Origin of the sequence: [Phormidium] sp. LEGE 05292 (assembly GCF_015207735.1) — a bacterium.
In the GTDB taxonomy this organism is placed as follows: domain Bacteria; phylum Cyanobacteriota; class Cyanobacteriia; order Cyanobacteriales; family Aerosakkonemataceae; genus Floridanema.
The window spans coordinates 1-19,387 of the sequence record NZ_JADEWG010000043.1 but is presented as its reverse complement, the minus strand read 5'-3'; the positions used below and the strand labels follow the sequence as shown (position 1 = coordinate 19,387).

General features: G+C 39.1%; 20 protein-coding genes. 6 read left to right on the top strand and 14 right to left on the bottom strand.

Annotated features, from left to right (window positions below; genetic code table 11):
* Positions 1 to 66 precede the first annotated feature (66 nt).
* From IQ264_RS14205 to IQ264_RS14195, 3 genes are all read left to right on the top strand, one after another.
* Positions 67 to 2,142: a dynamin family protein gene (locus tag IQ264_RS14205; protein ID WP_193981440.1), complete on the top strand. Its 2,076-nt coding sequence runs from the start codon at positions 67 to 69 to the stop codon at positions 2,140 to 2,142.
* Positions 2,143 to 2,196: 54 nt separating this feature from the next.
* Positions 2,197 to 4,275 (top strand): dynamin family protein, encoded by a 2,079-nt coding sequence (locus tag IQ264_RS14200; RefSeq protein WP_193981439.1) that lies wholly within the window; start codon positions 2,197 to 2,199, stop codon positions 4,273 to 4,275.
* A 67-nt stretch (positions 4,276 to 4,342) separates the two neighbouring features.
* The gene (locus IQ264_RS14195) at positions 4,343 to 6,016 is read left to right on the top strand and encodes a dynamin family protein (protein WP_193981438.1); all 1,674 of its coding nucleotides are present in this window, start codon (positions 4,343 to 4,345) and stop codon (positions 6,014 to 6,016) included.
* Positions 6,017 to 6,465: 449 nt separating this feature from the next.
* Here IQ264_RS14195 and IQ264_RS14190 read toward each other — a convergent pair whose 3' ends face one another.
* Positions 6,466 to 6,687: a type II toxin-antitoxin system Phd/YefM family antitoxin gene (locus IQ264_RS14190; RefSeq protein WP_193981437.1), complete on the bottom strand. Its 222-nt coding sequence runs from the start codon at positions 6,685 to 6,687 to the stop codon at positions 6,466 to 6,468.
* A gap of 277 nt (positions 6,688 to 6,964) precedes the next feature.
* On the opposite strand from IQ264_RS14190, the gene IQ264_RS14185 reads away from it, so the two are divergent.
* Both IQ264_RS14185 and IQ264_RS14180 read left to right on the top strand, forming a co-directional pair.
* Complete coding sequence (locus IQ264_RS14185; protein ID WP_193981436.1) at positions 6,965 to 7,195, top strand: hypothetical protein; 231 nt, start codon at positions 6,965 to 6,967, stop codon at positions 7,193 to 7,195.
* Entirely contained in the window at positions 7,188 to 7,472 is a 285-nt protein-coding gene (locus IQ264_RS14180) for a type II toxin-antitoxin system RelE family toxin (RefSeq protein WP_193981435.1), read from the top strand. The genes IQ264_RS14185 and IQ264_RS14180 overlap by 8 nt, the downstream gene beginning before the upstream one ends.
* A gap of 167 nt (positions 7,473 to 7,639) precedes the next feature.
* On the opposite strand, the gene IQ264_RS14175 is transcribed toward IQ264_RS14180, so the two are convergent.
* From IQ264_RS14175 to acnB, 8 genes are all read right to left on the bottom strand, one after another.
* Positions 7,640 to 7,909: a type II toxin-antitoxin system RelE family toxin gene (locus IQ264_RS14175; protein ID WP_193981434.1), complete on the bottom strand. Its 270-nt coding sequence runs from the start codon at positions 7,907 to 7,909 to the stop codon at positions 7,640 to 7,642.
* Positions 7,906 to 8,109, bottom strand: coding sequence for a hypothetical protein (locus IQ264_RS14170; protein WP_193981470.1), 204 nt, complete (start codon positions 8,107 to 8,109; stop codon positions 7,906 to 7,908). The genes IQ264_RS14175 and IQ264_RS14170 overlap by 4 nt, the downstream gene beginning before the upstream one ends.
* 115 nt (positions 8,110 to 8,224) lie before the next feature.
* Positions 8,225 to 9,211 carry a hypothetical protein gene (locus IQ264_RS14165; RefSeq protein ID WP_193981433.1) on the bottom strand — a complete coding sequence of 329 codons (987 nt, stop codon included), beginning with the start codon at positions 9,209 to 9,211 and terminating at the stop codon, positions 8,225 to 8,227.
* A 56-nt stretch (positions 9,212 to 9,267) separates the two neighbouring features.
* Entirely contained in the window at positions 9,268 to 10,122 is an 855-nt protein-coding gene (locus tag IQ264_RS14160) for a hypothetical protein (protein ID WP_193981432.1), read from the bottom strand.
* A 139-nt stretch (positions 10,123 to 10,261) separates the two neighbouring features.
* On the bottom strand, positions 10,262 to 10,711 hold the full coding sequence (locus IQ264_RS14155; RefSeq protein WP_193981431.1) for a DUF29 domain-containing protein: 450 nt from the start codon (positions 10,709 to 10,711) through the stop codon (positions 10,262 to 10,264).
* 46 nt (positions 10,712 to 10,757) lie between these two features.
* The gene (locus IQ264_RS14150) at positions 10,758 to 10,970 is read right to left on the bottom strand and encodes a type II toxin-antitoxin system HicA family toxin (RefSeq protein ID WP_073596086.1); all 213 of its coding nucleotides are present in this window, start codon (positions 10,968 to 10,970) and stop codon (positions 10,758 to 10,760) included.
* A complete protein-coding gene (locus IQ264_RS14145) occupies positions 10,960 to 11,181 on the bottom strand; it encodes a type II toxin-antitoxin system HicB family antitoxin (protein WP_193981430.1) in 222 nt (73 codons plus the stop codon). Before IQ264_RS14145 ends, IQ264_RS14150 begins: the two co-directional genes overlap by 11 nt.
* A gap of 114 nt (positions 11,182 to 11,295) precedes the next feature.
* On the bottom strand, positions 11,296 to 13,905 hold the full coding sequence (gene acnB, locus IQ264_RS14140; RefSeq protein ID WP_193981429.1) for a bifunctional aconitate hydratase 2/2-methylisocitrate dehydratase: 2,610 nt from the start codon (positions 13,903 to 13,905) through the stop codon (positions 11,296 to 11,298).
* 230 nt (positions 13,906 to 14,135) lie between these two features.
* Between acnB and IQ264_RS14135 the strand changes: the two genes are divergently transcribed.
* Positions 14,136 to 14,417: a hypothetical protein gene (locus IQ264_RS14135; protein WP_193981428.1), complete on the top strand. Its 282-nt coding sequence runs from the start codon at positions 14,136 to 14,138 to the stop codon at positions 14,415 to 14,417.
* A 750-nt stretch (positions 14,418 to 15,167) separates the two neighbouring features.
* Here IQ264_RS14135 and proB read toward each other — a convergent pair.
* From proB to ruvX, 5 genes are all read right to left on the bottom strand, one after another.
* The gene (proB, locus tag IQ264_RS14130) at positions 15,168 to 16,280 is read right to left on the bottom strand and encodes a glutamate 5-kinase (protein ID WP_193981427.1); all 1,113 of its coding nucleotides are present in this window, start codon (positions 16,278 to 16,280) and stop codon (positions 15,168 to 15,170) included.
* A 76-nt stretch (positions 16,281 to 16,356) separates the two neighbouring features.
* Entirely contained in the window at positions 16,357 to 16,890 is a 534-nt protein-coding gene (locus tag IQ264_RS14125; RefSeq protein WP_193981426.1) for a YqeG family HAD IIIA-type phosphatase, read from the bottom strand.
* 125 nt (positions 16,891 to 17,015) lie between these two features.
* On the bottom strand, positions 17,016 to 18,122 hold the full coding sequence (gene mltG / locus IQ264_RS14120; protein WP_193981425.1) for an endolytic transglycosylase MltG: 1,107 nt from the start codon (positions 18,120 to 18,122) through the stop codon (positions 17,016 to 17,018).
* Positions 18,123 to 18,336: 214 nt separating this feature from the next.
* Positions 18,337 to 18,915 carry a DUF3727 domain-containing protein gene (locus IQ264_RS14115; protein WP_193981424.1) on the bottom strand — a complete coding sequence of 193 codons (579 nt, stop codon included), beginning with the start codon at positions 18,913 to 18,915 and terminating at the stop codon, positions 18,337 to 18,339.
* 25 nt (positions 18,916 to 18,940) lie between these two features.
* On the bottom strand, positions 18,941 to 19,369 hold the full coding sequence (gene ruvX / locus IQ264_RS14110; protein ID WP_193981469.1) for a Holliday junction resolvase RuvX: 429 nt from the start codon (positions 19,367 to 19,369) through the stop codon (positions 18,941 to 18,943).
* Between the last annotated feature and the right edge of the window lie 18 nt (positions 19,370 to 19,387).

Below are 19,387 nucleotides of genomic sequence, written 5' to 3'. Positions count from 1 at the left end.
ATATAATTAATATATTTGTACTTCAGGTTTAAGTTTCTTTTTATTTTCCTATATTCGTTCAAAATTATGACTTACACAACGGAATCTGGAAGTTTTATTAAGGATTTAGATCGACTCGCCAAAGTTCGTTCTGATTTTGCTCAATCTTTAAGTAAGATATCCGCTACTCTCAAAACATCTGAAACTGTAGGAGAAACTGCTTCTGGTGGATTAGGTTTAGCTAAAGATATAGAAGACATTGATTTAGCCAGAAAAAACATTCAAAAAGGTGTATTTAGGCTGTTAGTTTTGGGTGACATGAAACGGGGAAAAAGTACTTTTCTCAATGCTTTAATAGGTGAGAATTTGTTACCAAGTGATGTTAATCCTTGTACGGCAGTGTTGACAGTCTTGCGTTATGGCCCAGAAAAAAAGGTAACAGTTTATTTTAAAGATGATAAACCTGCCAAAAGGCTAGATTTTGCTACTTTTAAACAGGAATATACGATCGATCCTGATGATGCCAAAAAATTAGAAGCGGAGAAAAAATTAGCTTTTCCTGATGTCGATTATGCGGTTGTCGAGTATCCTTTACCTTTGTTGGAAAAAGGAATTGAAATTGTTGATAGTCCAGGGTTAAATGATACAGAGGCGCTGAACAAATTATCTCTAAATTACATCAATAATTGCCATGCGATTCTATTTGTCTTTAGAGCCGATCAACCTTGCACTTTGGCAGAGCGTCGTTACTTAGACAATTATATCAAAGGTCGAGGTTTAACGGTTTTCTTTTTAATTAATGCTTGGGATGAAATCACCAAGGGATTAATCGATCCTGATGATACTGAAGCATTAGAAGCGGCTGAAGAAAAGGTGCGACAAGTATTTAAGAGTTATTTGGCTGAATATTGTCAGGTGGAAGGGTTTGATATTTATGATGAAAGAGTGTTTGAAATTTACTCTTTAAAAGCTTTGCGGCAACGAATAAAAAACCCGGAAGGTGCTTTAGAAGGAACGGGATTTCCAGAGTTTATTGCTGCTTTAAATACGTTTTTGACTAGAGAAAGAGCGATCGCAGAATTGCGCCAAACAAAAACTTTAGCCCGTTTAATTTACAATCATGTACATGAGGCAGTGGAAAGGCGAATTCCTTTGTTAGGACAAGATGTTGAGGAACTGAAAAGGCGGATTAATTCAGTTGAACCTGAGTTTAAGCAATTGATGGAAATTCGCGATCGCTTCCAGGCTGATATTATCAATATGCGAGATAGTAAGGCAAGAGCGATCGCTGATTCTTTCCGGGCTTACATTTTGAATTTAGGCAACACCTTTGAAACAGATTTCTTACAATATCAACCATCAATCGGATTTCTAGATTCCTTAAGTCAAGACAGAAGAGAAGAATTCAACGCCGCTTGTAAACGAGCATTTGAACAATACATAAAAGACAAATTCTCCGCTTGGGAACTAACTGCTGAACGAGAAATACATGATGCTTTTGCCATCTTATCTAGAAGTGCGGCTGAGTATGGTTCAGCATATACAAAAGTAGCCAATACCATCAGCGAAAAATTAACGGGAAATGTATTTGCCGGACAAAACTTAGGTTATGAAAACGACTCTCCCACCTGGGCAAGTTGGGCAATGGGATTTTTCTCATTAATTACAGGTAACGTTGCAGGTATAGCCCTAGCTGGTGTTGGTTTTGACTGGAAAAACATTTTAGTAAACTGGTTAGCAGCGATTGGAATTAGTAGCTTTTTGCTAATTTTTACAGGCACATTTTTAGGCCCTATTGGAATTGCTTTAATTGGTTTAGGAATAGGTGCCCTGCAAGCAGATCAAGCCAGAAAAGAATTTATTAAAGCCACCAAAAAAGAGTTTGTCAAATGTCTTCCTCAACTAGCACAAGAACAATGGGAACCGATTCATCAAGCCGTTAAAGACTGTTTCAATACCTATGAACAAGAAGTCAACAAACGGATCAAAGAAGACATCAAATCTCGCCAAGCTGAGTTAGATAACTTACTCAAACAAAAGGAATCACAAGAAATTAATTACCATGCTGAATCAAATCGTCTGAGAACTTTGGACACGGAAATTTTATCCGAATATCACAACTTGGAATCAGTTTATGAAGGTTTAACTTCCTATTATGCGTGATATCCTGGGAATAGAAATTACACTTGCTCCTGTTGAATTTATTGGTGCCACGAAATGAGTTACAAAATTGAAACCGATCGTTTTCTTAACGATTTAGAAAAAGTTGCCCAAGCACGCGCCGAAGTAGCTAAATCCTTCAACCACATGACTGCAACTCTGGAAAAAGCTGAAACAGAAGGCAAAAAATCTTCTGGTGGACTCGGTTTAGAAAGAGAAATAGAAGATGTTAAAGTAGCTAGTGAAAACTACCAAAAAGGTGTATTTCGCCTCCTAGTTTTAGGCGATATGAAACGCGGAAAAAGTACTTTTTTAAATGCCTTAATTGGCGAAAATTTATTACCCAGTGATGTAAATCCCTGTACAGCAGTGTTAACGCTACTCCGCTATGGCCCCCAAAAGAAAGTAACGGTTTATTTTAAAGATGGAAAAAGCCCAAAAGAGTTGGATTTTAAGAGTTTTAAGCAAGATTATACGATCGATCCCGCCGAAGCAAAAAGGCTCGAACAAGAAAAGAAACAAGCCTTTCCCGACGTTGATTATGCCATAGTTGAATACCCATTACCTTTGTTAGAAAAAGGTGTGGAAATAGTTGATAGTCCAGGGTTGAATGATACAGAAGCACGAAATGAATTATCCCTGGGTTATATTAATAATTGTCATGCAATTTTGTTTGTTTTAAGAGCTTCCCAACCTTGCACTCTTGGCGAACGTCGCTATTTAGAAAACTATATCAAAGATCGCGGTTTAAGCGTGTTCTTCTTAATTAATGCTTGGGATCAAGTTCGGGAAAGTTTAATTGACCCAGATGATTTAGAAGAATTGCAAGAGTCTGAAGATAGATTGCGACGAGTTTTTCAAGCTAACTTAAGCGAATATTGTGTAATCGATGGTCAAGATATTTATGAAGAAAGAGTATTTGAAATTTCTGCAATTAAGGCATTAAGGAAACGTATAAAACAGCCTTTAGCTTCTCTAGAAGGTACAGGTTTTCCCGAATTTATGGGCGCACTCAACACATTTTTAACCAAAGAAAGGGCTATTTCTGAATTGCGACAAGCGAGAACTTTGGCGCGTCAAACTGCTACCCGTGTGCAAGAAGCTGTGTCAAGGCGAATTCCCTTGTTAGAACAAGATGTTACGCAATTGAAAGAAAAGATTAGTTCGGTTGAACCTGAATTTAAAAAATTAACGCATATTAGAGATCAATTTAAACAAGAAATTCAAAATTTAGGTGATAGTAAAGCTAAAGCGATCGCAGATTCTTTCCGTACTTATGTGCTAAACTTAGGTAATACTTTTGAATCAGATTTCACACGCTATCAACCTGATTTAAAATTCATGGATTTTTTGAGTAAAAGCCGCAGAGAAGCATTTGAAGCTGCACTTAAACAAGCATTCGAGCAATATATTAATGACAAGCTCTCTGCATGGAGTTTGACGGCGGAAAAAGAAATGGATAGTGCATTTCTATTATTAGCTAAAAGCGCAGAAAATTACGGGGCTTCTTATAGCAAAATCACCAATACAATTACTGAAAAATTAACCGGAAAAAAAGTCCAAGCCGCAGGGAATTCATTACCAGAAGATAACTCTCCCGCTTGGGCAAAATGGGCAATGGGGCTTTTTTCCTTAGCTAGCGGCAATTTTGCAGGTGTGGCAATGGCGGGTGCAGGATTTGATTGGAAAAATATCCTGTTAAACTTAATTACCGTGTTTGGGATTAGCACCATTATTGGTAGTGTAACTGGCATTGTTTTAGGCCCATTATACCTAGCTTTATTAGGGATGGGTATAGGAGTTTTGCAAGCAGATCAAGCAAGAAAAGAATTAGTAAAAGCAGCGAAAAAAGAGTTAGTAAAACATCTCCCCCAAGTAGCGCAAGAACAATGGCAACCAATTCACGATGCTGTCAAAGAATGCTTTAATGTTTATGATAAAGAAGTTAGCGATCGCATCAACGATGACATTAACTCACGCAAAGCTGAACTAGATAATTTGCTCAAGCAAAAAGAATCTCACGAAATTAATCGAGATAATGAACTAAAGCGTCTTAAAACTATTGAATCAGATGTCTTTTCTGACTTCCGAAAAATCGATTCTGTCTACGACAATTTTCTAAAAGCAGTTGCTTAAATAACTGTTTACTCCCCTTGCGGGGAGTAAAAATATATAATCATTTGAAAAAGTTTCGGGTAGTAATATGGAACAAGAAAACAAATATCAAACCCTAGTTAACAATCTCCAAACAGCATTAGCCTTGCTAGAAATAGATAAAAACTCTCAAGTTTATCAAGATGCGATTTCCGTCTGCAATCATCTATCTAAACCCGGATTTCAAATAGCCGTTTTCGGCCCATTTAATTACGGCAAATCAACCTTAATTAATGCTATTCTCGGCAATCGTGCCTTACCAATTGATATTATTCCCACCACAGGTGCAGCAATTTCTGTCAAATATGGCGATGAATTAAAAACTAAAATAACCTTTATAGACGGCAGAGAAATTAATGAACCTGGTACAGAAATTCTCAAACAATTTGCTATTTTAGATGGCGACAGAAGAATGCGAGATGATGTCGCCTCGGTGCAAGTTTTTTGTCCTCATCCACTCTTACAAAATAACGTTGAATTACTCGATTTACCAGGAACGAACGACAGAGAAGCACAAGATGAATTAGTCCGAAACAAACTGCTAACAGCAGATTTAATTATTCAAGTTTTAGATGCTCGTCAATTGATGACTTTAACTGAACGAGAAAAACTACATGATTGGTTAATAGATAGAGGCATTAAAACCATAGTTTTTGTTGTGAATTTCCTCAATTTATTAGAAGCAAAAGACCAAAAAGAAGTTTACAAACGTCTGCGATTTGTAGCCGAAAGCTTTCGTGCAGATTTACCGCCAAACATCAGTAATCTTTACCGAGTTGATGCACTCCCCGCCTTAAGATCCCGATTAAAAGGTGATGTTGCAGCCGCACAAAGTAGCGGTTTAGTTATTTTTGAATCTGCTTTGCAAAGTATTTTGGCAGCAAAACAAGAAAAAATCGCAGATGTTCGTTTACCTCGTGTAATTACAATTGCCGATCGAATCAAACAATCCTTGCAAGCAAAAGCACAAAGCATCGCCAGCGAATTAGAAACTCTGGAAAATAAACACAACGCCAAAATTGAGATTCAACAAAAAGCCGAGAAACTAATTAAACAAGGTTTTATAACTAGCGTTTTAGAATTACGCAATTGGTTAGACGAGAAAACACTTTTATATCGCTATCAATCGGAAGCTGCTGCGGCACTGCAACAAGGTCAATTTAGCAACTGGGAAAGAAATTTTTTGCAACCAAAATTGGTTCAAATGCAAGAATCAATTGTCAAATGGGTGACGCAAGCTAGCGAATTTTTCAATCGTCCTCAACCCGAAACTCTCTCAATTTCATTCCCGACTCATCCCCAAGTAAATCTACCAAATAAACCGACCAATTCTGATGGTTTAGCTGACACTGCTTCGGTAGGTGTCGCCACTGGTTTAGGTTGGGTTTTGGGTGGCCCAGTAGGTGCTGCTGTTGTGGGTAGCGCCGCTTATATTTTGAATCAAAACCTCTCCAAAGGAAAGCAACAAACCACCGAAGAAGCTTATCATAATCAAGTCATGCAGCTATATGCTGATGCTGCGAAAGATTATTTAATTCGTTTTAGTAAAGAATCTGTTGAGCAGTTACTAAAATATCAAGAAAAAGCTGAAAAATTTATCAATTTTCAAATATCAGAACCGTCATTAGATGTTAGTAGTAAGCGATCGCAACTAAATTTGTTAAATGGTTGTGTGGAAAATATCGATCGCGAATTAGAGTCAATAAAAACAAGTTTAAATTAATCCATTCTAAGACATTAAGTTTTTTGGTGTGATTTAATGGGTGAGATAGGCGATCGCATTCTTACCATACAACATTAATTGGGTATAAATTAAACAGAGAATCTTGACTGATAATCGAAATATTTTCAACTATAGCTTGTGCAATTAATAATCGATCAAAAGGTCGTTATGATAAAAATGCAATTGAGAAATAATCTTTAAATGACTCAGCTTAATCTCTAGTAATTGAAAATCTTCTAGCTTTATTTTCTCTTGAATTTAATCATCTAAAGGAACCGATAAAGAGAGTTTCCCTTTACTTTGCTTAATTGCCATTTCCCAAGCACTCGCCACACTGATATATTTTATATTGTTTATATCTTCTATTAAATTTCTACCAGTATCACTAAATTTTGTGTTCCCATAGAAAAATCAAATAAGTGCATGAGTATCTAATAAAACTTGCATCGTTAATCTTCAAATTCTTCTAACGGTGCATCAAAATCATCAGAAATAGAAATGATTCCTTTATCCGTGCCAAATAAAGGAGGACGTTGAGATTTTGGCCCAAGTGAAACTAATTTTAATAAAGGCTGTTGATTTTGTGTAATGATTACTTCTTCTCCATTTAAAGCTAAATCGAATAATTCTGATATTTGGGAAATAGCTTGTTTGATTTCTACAGAAGACATAGCGAATCTATGAGGATGCTATTTTGGCTAATTAATTATAATATATAATTACTGTTAGGTAGGCTGGGAGTGAAACAAAACGATACGCCTACGGCAGGCTACGCCAACGCATTTGGGGAGTAAAATCGATGCGCGATCGCCTAACCTGTGCTCTATTCACCTATCGAAAATCAGACAACTTGCCTATTTCCTCTTTAACTTCTTACAGCAAAATACAGCTACTCCAACATTTGCTGTTACAGGTTAAAATGATGAAATAATCACACTGTTATTACCAATGAATACTGACCAAATGCGCCTTCAAGTTAAGGAATACGTTGATCGATTATCCCCCGAAAGATTGCGCGTTGCTGCTGATTTCTTAGCTTATTTAGCAGAACGCGAAAGTAATGAAGCAACAGAAGAATTATTAGAAATTCCTGGTTTCCTTGAAGCTTTCGATCGCGGAAAACAGGACGTTGCTGCGGGAAGGGTAACTGATTGGCGAAAAGTACGAAACGATGTATAGAGTTCAGTTGTCCTCTGAAGCAGAAAATTTTTATGCAGCTGCTAATCTCCCCTTAGCTAAAAAGTTAGCTAGATGCTTTGAAAGACTTCAAGAAGATCCTCGAAATCATCCAAATATTAAAGCTTTAAAAGGCAATTTTGCTGGTTATTACCGTTACCGTGTGGGTGATTATCGAGTAGTTTATTACATTGAACAAAATGTTAATCCTGATATTGAAGAAGAAGAAGGTCGGGTGATTGTAATTTTGATTGCTCATAGAAGTGAAGTTTATGAGTAAGTGTGGTGCGATCGCATTTGGAGAGTGAAAAGTGCGATCGCCTAGCCCGTGTTCTATTCACCTATCGAAAATCAGATAACTTACCAATTTCCCCTTTAACTTCTTGCAGCAATATACAGCTACTCCCACATCTGCTGGGATAACAATTTTAGGGTGTGCGATCGCATTTAAGGAAAATAGCGATAAAATTCTTTTCGGTGTAGTACCCGGTAAAATATGACTGTTTCACAATCAAATGTAAAACCAATGCGATAATCACCGACGCGAATTCGATAAGCATTTTCATACCCCTTTAGCTTTTTCAAGTTGAGGATATCTTCAAAACTAGGTAAGTTGGGTATCTCTTCAAAAACCAGTGCTTTAATAGACTCAAAAACAGGCGTACTTTTCAGCGCCTTGAGATCTTTCACAAAACTAGGTAGATACTCTGTATTCACTCTTTCTCCAGTTCTGCTAATGCTTCATCTAAAGTAAGCGGTGTCTCACCTTTTACTTCATTCATAGCGCGGATTAGTCCTTCATCTTCGATCGCTTCTAGAAGATGCTGATAATCACTAAAATCGATCACAACTTTTTGGATTGTACCTTCAGTATCAACAATCAATTCTTTCACAAATGGGTAATCTTCAGCTTTCATCACAGTTTTGAGTTTGATAGTTATGTTATTAATTTAGCGCGATCGCCTAGCCTGTGCTCTATTCACCTATTGCAAATCAGACAACTTACCAATCTCCTCTTTAACTTCTTGCAGTCTAATTCTGAAAATCATTCCAACTCTTACCATCCAAAAACCTAGCTAATTCCTGAGAATTTTGGCAATCCAGTGCAATATTCCAAAAGTATTTCTTTGAACCAAACATTCCACCAGGACTTGTCTTTTCAAAACAAGTAGGTTCACCATTAGTCAACAAAAATACCTGCAAGGGTAGAGTTTTATTTTCATTTATCCTAAACTCAAAAAGACGAATAGCTTCCCTTGCTTCCTCAATTAAAACTTGTTCTGCTTCCCCGCTATTATTCCACTTCACATTTCCTTCCCCTAGTTCCTGCTGAATAGAAACAACTGCTCTGACTTCAAATATTTTCGTAACTCTCTTATTTGTATAAGGAGCTAAATATTGAGCTCGTCTGTGACTATACGAGCCACCTGTATCTGGACAAATATAGACATTTGCTTCTATTTCTTGAAATGAACCTGCACAATTAACAACATCCAGCAAATATTTCCACCTTGGCAAAACGTTCTTTGTATCCAAGTAAATTTCAAATTCATCGATTACTTTTTTAAATGATTCTGAAGAACGAACGCTTTTTAATTGTTTGAGTAATTCTTCAAATGAAATAGGTTGTAGAATAACTCGCTCTTCTTCCCATGCTCTTTTAATTTGTTCTGCAAATTGCGTTTCTGGTTCATCGGATTCAAAATTAGATAGCAGAAATAGAATTTTATCTTGCGTTTCTTGTTGAAATCCTTTTATATGCTCATAAGTTTGCTTTTCATAAAGCTTAGTTTCAAAGAAAATAGTAAACGACCTTTGAGTTATTGCTAAATCAGGAATGCTTTTTCTTTGCTTTGTCTGTTGTAAGAAATTCACCCCTACCGTTAAATTAGTACCTGATGGCAATAAAGCTCCTAATACTTCTTCAAAGCTTTTAGGATTTTCTTCATAAAGCATTTTAAAAATTAGTCCGCAATAATTAGTAAGTGAATTTTCGCCACTGCGATAATCAGTAAACAAAGATATCGGTCTACTCATTGATTTATTCCTTATCCTATAACTAAAATTTCCCTTGGTTAATCAGCTGCGTCAATTTGCTGAATAAATTCATAAACATCAGCGAGATATTTTTCTTCTCTTCCTGCTAGTTCATTTTTAATATTCTCCACAGCTTCTCTAATCGCATCTGATATAAATTGGGGATGCTGACGTTTTTGTTGGGTAAAAATTTGCAATACAGAACTGTTATTATTATTGGACAGCGAAGGTGCGATCGCAATAAAATCGTGAATAGTTTCTTTTATTGTAATAACATCTTCTGCTTCTGTTTCTTCTGATTCCAAATCGTCTAGACAATAGTTAAGAATCCTAAGTTCATTTTGAAGACTTATTTCGCAAGTAAACCTCATCTCCGAGTTTGGATATTGTAGATAAGGATAGGGTTCTTCAAATTGCAAGAGTAATGTGTAATTAGACCAACATTGTTTATTTCGCCATCTTGCTACCAAACTTGCTAACCAATCATCGTGAGTTTTAGGCAATAACTTTAAATTCTCAATATTTGTATAGTCCTCTTTGTATTCCTGGAAATCCCAAAAAGCTTCCATATTAGAATCGAAGGGAACTTTCCAACTTTGATTAGTTAACAATTTATCAAAAGCTGGAATAATATCATGACTCATTGCACCTTCAAAAAGGCGATCGTAATATTCTAACCACGCATCACTTTTACTTATTTCATATTCTTCTCCACTCTCTTCATCTGGTTTAAAATATTTTAATTCCCCATCATTTTGAGCTTCAACAAAAGCTACTGGATAACCAGGAGCGGGACTTTCCCCTCTAACTATAATCCGGGGTATTCCATAACTACCATCAATGTAAGAAAAAGTTTTTTTAGGCTGTGTTTTTTTCTTCTTTTCTTTAGCCATTTTTGTTGATTAGTTATTTAATAAATACTAATGTACTATAATGCTTTACTTGAGTCAAGTTGGTGCGATCGTATCCATTGTGTTCATGCTACGGCAAAATCAGTAAATTTTCTCACCTCTGGAGGTTGAAAAGCTAACATTAAAAAAAACTAGTTTGCAAAGTTTCTTCTAAAGTAAAAGGTGATTCTTTCGGAAAAAAGTTTAACTTGATTCCTGTTTCATCCGCTGCTTTCAGACGAGCTTTTTGATAACAATCATCAAACACTTCGGAAATTAGAGGTTTTAAGCTGGGACTATCTTCTAGTAATCCCTCAATACAAATACGCTGTTCGCTGATGGTACTACGCCAACTTTCACTACGTTTTTCTGGCTGATATTGCCATTTTAGCAAGTGCATTAAAAGCACAATTAAACGACTTTTCAATTCTCGCTTTTCGCTTCTACCCATACTTTCAATTTCTTCAATTAAATTAGTCAAATCCAGTTCATCAAATTTGCCTTCTTTTAAATGTTGAGCAGTTGTTTCTATCCACAAATAAAAGTCTTGTTCGTAGAGACTGTTTGGAGTTGCGATCGACTTATTTATCATACTTAATCTCCATACTCATAACAACTTTTATCAAGCAGTTTCCTAATTATCGCAATAGATTAAACTCTTCTTCAGTAATTCCTATTTGTTTGAGAATTTCATAAAATAACCAACTACCAATTTCAGCATTGCCATGAATAGGTATCGTAGTGACTCGTCCATCTGGATGCTTCCAACGAGCATGACTACCTTTCTGGCGTACTTTTTCAAACCCCAGTTTCCGGGCAACTTTTTCCAACTCACTCGCTTTAGCTGGCATTGGCAACCACCAACTTAACGTCTTCAGGCATCATAAGTCCTTGTTCTTGGTATTCTTCTTGAATCATCTCGAACACATAGACAAGTTCAGTACGCGCTTCATCTGGCGTTTGTCCCCAAGCATGGCAACCGGGAATTGCTGGGGTATATGCGACAAAAGTGCCATTGTCATCGGGACGAATAACAATAGTGTAGTTTTGCAGAGACTTCATATCAGTAGCTTTTCAAATCTTTCACCATTTTGTACCTCATTTTAACTTGCTTTGCTCTGTTTGCCGCAAGTTAGTCATACAGAATAAGGTGGGCTTTTGCCCACCCTACTTTAACTATTTACCCGCCTTCACAGGCATCCCCAAAATATCCTCAATTCGCGGCATATCTTCCAACGGAATCACCCGTCCTTCATCCGCAAAACCAGCAATTTGATCGAAATTTAAATAGCGATACAAATCACCAGCAAAAGGATTAATTTTCTTCGCCACTAAATCGAGATATTCCTGCACAGTTGGGATTCTTCCTAACAGCGCACAAACAGCAGCTAACTCAGCGGAACCAAGGTAAACTCGCGCATCTTTACCCATGCGATTATTGAAATTTCTGGTAGAAGTTGAAAACACGGTTGTTGCATCTGCAACACGCGCTTGATTACCCATACATAAACTGCAACCAGGCATTTCTGTACGCGCACCAGCAGCACCAAAAATCCCGTAATATCCCTCTTCTTTCAGCTGCTTTTCATCCATTCTAGTTGGCGGACAAATCCACAACCGAGTTTTTACCGCACCTTCCCCTTCCAAAACTTTCGCAGTGGCGCGATAATGACCGATATTCGTCATACAAGAACCGACGAATACTTCTTGCACTGGATCGTTCGCAACTTCCGACAATAATTTAACATTATCCGGGTCATTTGGAGCCGCCACAATTGGTTCTTTGATTTCATTCAAATCAATTTCAATTATTTCGGCATACTCCGCATCAGCATCAGCTTCCATTAACGCCGGATTTGCTAACCATTCCTCCATTTTTGCCACCCGACGCATGATAGTTCGGGCATCTAGATAACCCCTCGCTACCATGTTTTTCAACAGTGCGATATTGGAACGGAGATATTCGGAAACTGTCTCGATACTCAGTTTAATTGTGCAACCAGCACAAGAACGTTCGGCGCTAGCATCGGTTAATTCAAAAGCTTGCTCAACTTTTAAATCGGGCAAACCTTCCATTTCTATAATTCGCCCGGAAAAGACGTTTTTCTTGTTCTGTTTAGCGACAGTTAGCAACCCTTTTTGAATCGCTACATAAGGAATGGCATTCACAATATCTCGCAGAGTAATTCCAGGTTGCAATTCACCTTTGAAACGCACTAAAACTGATTCTGGCATATCCAAAGGCATGACACCCAAAGCAGCAGCAAATGCTACTAAACCTGAACCTGCGGGGAAGGAAATTCCTAACGGAAAACGAGTGTGAGAATCACCACCTGTTCCCACAGTATCGGGTAGCAACATTCGGTTTAACCAAGAGTGAATAATTCCATCTCCCGGACGTAATGAAACACCTCCCCGTTGTGCCATAAAATCAGGTAATTCTTTGTGAGTTTTCACGTCAACTGGTTTAGGATAAGCGGCAGTATGGCAGAAACTTTGCATTACTAAATCTGCACTAAATCCTAAACAAGCGAGTTCTTTTAACTCATCTCTGGTCATCGGCCCTGTGGTATCTTGAGAACCAACAGTTGTCATAATTGGTGTGCAAGAAGTTCCCGGACGAACACCTGGTAAACCGCAAGCTTTTCCGACCATTTTTTGGGCTAAAGTAAAGCCTTTGCCTGTATCTTTTGGTGGTGTAGGACGGACAAATAATGTGCTAGGTTCTAATCCTAAAGCTTCACGAGTTTTGTCGGTTAAACTGCGTCCAATTAATAGGGGAATTCTACCACCTGCACGTACTTCATCAAGGATAGTTTCGGGTTTTAAAGTAAAGGTGGAAATTACTTCTCCTGCTTCGTTGGTAATCTCACCTTTGTAGGGATAAATGTTGATTACCATGCCTGTTTCTAGCTTGGTAACATCGCATTCAATGGGTAAAGCACCTGCATCTTCAGCTGTGTTAAAAAAGATGGGAGCGATCGCACTTCCTAAAATATATCCCCCCGCCCGTTTATTGGGAACAAAAGGAATATCATTACCGATATGCCACAACACCGAATTAATCGCAGATTTCCGCGAAGATCCAGTACCAACTACATCCCCCACATAAGCAACAGGATGTCCTTTTTCCTTCAATTTAGCAATAGTTTCTAAACCCCCTGGCATCCGACTTTCTAACATTGCTAAAGCGTGCAAAGGAATATCCGGTCGCGTGGTAGCATGAGGCGCAGGAGATAAGTCATCAGTGTTAGTTTCCCCTGGCACTTTAAACACCGTTACCGTAATTTTCTCCGGCAATTTTGGGCGACTAGTAAACCATTCCGCATTCGCCCAAGAGTCAACCACTTGTTTAGCATAAGGGTTGATATTTGCCAGTTCAATTACATCATTGAAAGCATCAAAAACTAACAAGGTTTTGCTTAAAGCTGAAGCGGCGTGAGATGCAGTGGGAGGATTTTTTGATTTCAACAAATCAATCAAAGATTGCACATTGTATCCACCTACCATCGTCCCTAACAAATATACCGCCCATTCAGGCGCAATCAAAGGACTGGCGATCTCCCCTTTGGCAATGGCGGTGAGGAATCCAGCTTTCACGTAAGCAGCAGGATCTACTCCGGGAGGAACGCGATCGCGCAATAATTCTAGTAAGTACTCCTCCTCCCCAGCAGGTGGATTTTTCAGCAACTCGCAAAGTTCTGAAGTTTCTTGCGCCGAAAGCGGTAGCGGCGGTATTCCCAACTTCGCCCGTTCTTCTACCTGCTGACGATAACCTGACAACATCAACTATTCTCCTAATCTATCTCTTCGTTATATTAGTTACTTTATCGCTATTTAGGAGAGAGTATGTTATGGGATAACGATTTTGTACATATTGAATGATTACTTCAAGGATATTAGTCCAAATAATTTAATTTTTTAATATATTAATTATTTACTAACTAATAAAAGGAAAGTTTTGCTATATTCTAGTAAAAGTTAATAGTAAAAAATCAAATAATGATTAAATTAGGATGGTTTATTTGCAGAAAAAGTATCAATTGATGACAACTTTCGTAGTTGCTTTGTTAACAGCGATCGCAATTCCGCTTTTACCTCCCCTAGTAAATCTAGTAATTGGCAGATCCCCTACTCCTTTAGAGCGAGTACGCATCGATGCAATAACCGTAGTGGGAAAAGAGGGTTTTTTCCGCGTAGGAAAATCCACTCAAGGACGCTGGTGGTTTATCGATTTTGAAGCAAAGGCACTGCTTTTATCAGGTATCCTTCGGTTAATGAAGAATCTCCCATCATAGGTTAGCTTAACGGTGAGAGTGTCAATTCCCTTTCCCTTAGCGGATTCAAATTACGGATGACAGATGTGTAATATTTAAATTTTAATTACAAAAACATTAAATATTTTGGCAGAAATACTCAGTAATTCACAGGATATGATAAAATTTGCCATTAAATGAAAAAATATGTAAAACAGAGAATTGGGTAACACTATCAAAGTAGAATTTCAGGGAAAATACGTAACTTGTTAAAAAGTTTATCCTCACATTCCGCAATCTTCACCAAGACAAGTGATTAAGATGTTTGCGACAGTAATAATAACAAGCTCATAAGTCACACTAAAAGCTTAGAGTGTCCACAAAGCTATTACCACCTGATTTCATTGGTTATAAGTACTATGTCTAACAAACAAGTTAAAATTAAATTTCCCGTCTGGCGTTTTCTCAACCAGCCTTTGTTTAGTTCTAAAACTAAATTAATATTAAATCCTCATAAATTCTGGTACTTATACAGAATAGAATTATTAGAACGCTGCCTTGCTAAAAAGTGCGAATCAGAGGGCCGTCATTATAATTAAAATTTATTTGGGTTTCTGGCAGCAGTTAAGGGCAGGAGAGCAGAGGAGCAGGGGAGCAGAGGAGCAAAGGAGCAGAGGAGCAGGGGAGCAGGGGAGAAAATTATTGAAAACTTATCCTATTCTCTTTCCCCTTTCTTCCCTTCTGCCTTCTGCCTTTCTTCCCTTCTGCCTTCTGCCTTCTGCCTTCTGCCTTTTAACTACTCACTACTAAGTTATCTCGGTGAACTACGGTTTCTGCACCGGAATAACCCAAAATTGCAGTAATTTCGGCTGATTGACGACCTTGAATTTTTTTTAGTTCACTACTACTATAATTGACAATTCCTCTGGCAATTTCTCGACCTGTGGTATCGCACAGTTGCACTGCATCAGAGGTATGAAATTCACCTTCTACTTGCGTAATTCCGGCAGCTAATAGAGATTTTCCAGCTTTGGCGATCGCATTTACTGCCCCTTGATCCAGATAGATTTTACCAGACGTAACTAAACCATAAGCAATCCAGCGTTTCCGAGCATTTCCGGGTTGGGGTTGAGGTTCAAAATGAGTACCTATTGGTTCCCCGGCGAGAATTTTATCAATATTTCCAGGGTTTTTGCCTTCTGTAATCACCGTGCGAACACCAGCAGCAGTAGCGATTCGGGCAGCGGCAATTTTAGTCATCATACCACCAGTACCCCACTGAGAACCGCGATCGCCTGTTTGCACTTGTAATTCTGCTAGTTGATCGATGCGCGTCACTAAAGTAATAGGTTGGGCATCGGGGTTACTGCGCGGATCTGCCGAATAAAGTCGATCGACATCTGTGAGTAAAAACAGCCAATCTGCCTCTAATAAACTAGCGACTCTGGCGGAAAGAGTGTCATTATCGCCGAATTTTAACTCTTCAATGGCGACAGTATCATTTTCATTGACAATAGGGATGACACCCAACTTTAATAAAGCTTGAAAAGTGTTGTGAGCATTGACATAACGACTGCGCTGTACTAAGTCGCTACGAGTGAGTAATACTTGTGCGATCGGCTGTTGTAAAGAAGTAAATAAATCATCATAAACACGCATTAATCTACCCTGTCCCACAGCAGCTACAGCTTGTTTCACCGCTATATTCCGGGGACGTTCATGTAGTCCCAGACGGGCGCAACCTACACCCACTGCCCCTGATGATACTAAAACAACATTGTTTCCCGCAGCACGGAGACGACTTAAAACTTCAACTAAACCAGCTATTGTGGAGAGAGCTAAGTTACCAGTAGCGGGATTGGTTAAGCTAGAAGTACCAATTTTCACAACTATAGTCTGATTCATAAAATCGATCGATTTTAGATTTTATCCGAATAGTAATTCTACATTTTCTTTGTACATCCCCCCGCCCCCCTGCTACTTATTTAATATGGCGTTTTTTCGCAGGGATAGTTGCGCCGAGAATTTGGGATAGCCAAACTTCTAGAGTGTGAATTGGGTAAGATTGGATTGCTTCTCCAGTAGGGACGATCGGTTCTACTAAAATAGTGAACATTCCTAAACGATTACCTGCTAAGACATCAGTAAATAAGCGATCGCCTACCATTGCTACTTGTTCTATGGGCAAATTCATTTGTGAAACAGCCCTTCGCAGTTTGCGGCGAGAAGGCTTGCTAGCACCCAAAATGTAGGGTAGATTCAAAGCTTGAGCAATTCTACCAATTCTCAATTCACTTATGTTATTACTTACCAGCCACAATTGAGCTACTTGACGAATTTCTTCGACCCAGTGTAGTAGTTCATCCGAAGCTTGAGAAACTTTCATAGGTACTAAAGTTTCATCCACATCTAACACCAAACCCTTGATCTGGTAGTACTCTAGAATTTCTGGTGTCAGACGGAGAATTGTGCCTTCTAAAATTAAGTCTGGCTGTAACAGTGCGCCCCAAGACATAAGAATTTATTTGGTAATTGGTCATCAGTAAAGGGCTAGTGTTTGAGTTTTTCCTGATGAGTTTTGCAGGATAAAAACTGCTATCTACAAAACTCATCAACCTCATTCTCTTACCAAATTAGTGATTAATTTGGTTGAGCAGTTGTGCCCTGGTTTTGTTGTACTCGTTGTTTGCGAATCGCTGCCACAGCTGCTTCATGTTCTGCCAAAGTGCGACTGAAGACATGAGTACCATCGTAACGAGCCACAAAAAACAGATAATCGGTTTTTTCTGGAGTCAGGGTAGCTTGTAAACTAGCTTTTCCTGGACTGGCGATCGGGGTTGGTGGTAAACCTCGATTCAGATAAGTGTTATAAGGAGAGGGAGTTTTGACTTGCTTAAAAGTCAAGGGTTGATCGGCTGTTTGTTGGATATTTAATCCATATTCAACCGTTGGATCGGCTTCCAGTTTCATGCCCTTTTGCAAGCGTTGGGTAAACACACCTGCAATGCGGGGACGTTCTGCCGGAATCACCGCCTCTTTTTCTACGATACTGGCAAGAGTCACCCATTGGAGAAGGTTAAGCTTAGTTTGTTGGGGATTTTGTTGGTAGATTGGCAGAGCTACTTCCTCAAACCGTTTGATCATGCTATTGATAACTGCTTGGGGAGTAATGCCTCCGCTAGCTATTTGGTAAGTGTCAGGGTACAAAAAGCCTTCTAGATGAGGTAGACCAGTGGGTAGCCAAGGAAATCGATCGCGAGGAATTTTTTTGGTAGCGGCAATAAATTCTTGGGCGGTAAAAAAGCCTTGGGATTCAAAGTAAGCAGCCATTTGCTTGAGCGATCGACCTTCCGGGATCGTAAAGCTAACTTGTAAGACACTACCTTGACTAATTTGTTCAGCAATTTCTGCTAAAGACTGAGAGGGAGAAAGCTGGTAAGTCCCCGCTTTAAACACACCTTTATTTTGGGTATTTAACCAGCGTGCCCAAAGATCCCAAGCATTACTAGAACGAATTAACCCCGCTGATTCCAAGTAACTACCAATTTCCTTGCTAGTAGAACCAGAAGGAATTTGAATTTGTACTGTTTTTTCAGCGTCTGGTGCTTCGGTAGAAGATGGCTTAGGCACGGGGGGTGCTGTCGCCCAACTCCACCAAGTCCAACCTTGCCAAGCACATAGCGCGATTACAGCAGGAAATAGTGCCAGGTAGAAAAAAAATTTAGAGAAGCGTTGCACAATGCTCATCTGGAAATAGCATCAATCAGAAAACACAACCTCGGTGATTAGTATGCCACTTAGTTTCCTAATTGCAAGCAAGTTCTAGTGGAAGAAGGCTCCAAGGCAGAAAGTTTTTCTGTTCAGCTTTTCACCTATTTCCCACTGCTCAATCATTTCTGCCACGCGGCACTTAGAGGTCATACTGCAAGAATCTCCGCCCTTGTAGGGCGGAGATTGTCAATTATTCCATTTGATTAAACAATTGCTCTTCTAGTAGAGGTCGGACTCGTTCATATTCTTCCTCTGAAAGTAACTCTGCTTTTCCCTCGTCGTTAAAACGACCGAAGAAAACCAAGGGAGCTAAAGGAGTGTAGATGCTGTAGTCCTTGTTTTCATGACGGAAATTGGCTAATAATTGCAGTTCCTCTGGTTCTACTGGAGGTTGCATGGGGTTAGCGTCTTCGTCTTGTATTTCCAAAGTCAGTAGGTTTTCTTCGTCAACGGGGGGGAGTTCGCCTTCTACAGTCAAGACGAAGGGAGTAGTTTTGAGTTTGAGGTTTTTTTCTGCCAAGACAGCTTTAGCACTGCCGAAAATTTCCTTAATAGTTGCTTCATCTTGAACTACGGATAATTCTTCTGCTTCTGGATCGCCAATAAAAATATCGACGGAGGCATCAACTGGCAGCAGAACAAGATATTCATCGTCTTCTAGCTCAATATATTCCTCTACGTAGCAGAGAAGTTCGCGTCCTTGTTGATCGATCAAGCTGACGATATCTTCTTCTTCCTGAGAATATCCATTTTCTCTGTTTTCAGACATGGTTAGGCTCCAAAGGAGGGGAGTATTATTGTCGTTTACGACGTTCGTCCAACCATTGTTGCAGAATTATTGCTGCGGCTTTGCGATCGATCAAATTTTTATTTCTAGAGGGGGATCTATTCTCGGCTTTGAGCAGTTCTTCGGCTTGAAAGGAGGTAAGCCGCTCGTCTACATACTCTAAGGGTAAATTTAAGGCTTTAGCATAACTACGGGCGAGTTTTTGCACTTGTTTGGCTTGGTAGCCCAAGGTGCCATCCATTGAGTAGGGTAATCCTACGATTAAAATTTCTACTTCTCGTTCTGCTACTAGTTGTTGAAATTTTGCCAGGTCGTCGGTAAAGGATTTGCGCTCGATGGTGGTCAAACCTGTGGCAATTAAACCTGTGCGATCGCACCCCGCTACCCCGATCCGCTTCCGACCAATATCCAGCCCCAGTGCAGAGATTTGGGGCAGGGGGGCAGGGGGGCAGAG